The sequence below is a fragment of the Micromonospora sp. URMC 107 genome (assembly GCF_051386315.1).
Classification (GTDB): domain Bacteria; phylum Actinomycetota; class Actinomycetes; order Mycobacteriales; family Micromonosporaceae; genus Micromonospora.
In genome coordinates, this window is the sequence record NZ_JBPQTK010000326.1 from 1 (window position 1) to 301 (window position 301).

Annotated in this window: 1 protein-coding gene; it reads left to right on the top strand. The window is 75.7% G+C overall.

Annotated elements, in window-relative coordinates:
- The coding region (locus ACSNN9_RS28720) for an AMP-binding protein (RefSeq protein ID WP_436676425.1) at nt 1-301 on the top strand (301 nt) is incomplete at both ends.

Sequence of the window (301 nt, forward strand, 5' to 3'; positions counted from 1 at the left end):
TCCGCTACCTGCGCCACGTCCTCACCCAACTCGCCGAGGACCCCGACCGGCCGATCGACCAGCTCACCCTGCTCGACCCGGCGGAGCGCCGCGAACTCCTCGCGGCCTGGGACGAGGCGACCGCGTACCCGGCCGGGCGGACGATCCCCGCGCTGTTCGCGGAGCGGGTCGCGGCGACACCGGACGCGGTGGCGGTGACCTTCGAGGGGACGTCGCTGACCTACCGCGACCTCGACGCGCGCGCCAACCGGCTGGCCCACCACCTGCGCGAGCACGGCGTCGCCCCCGACACCCTCGTCGC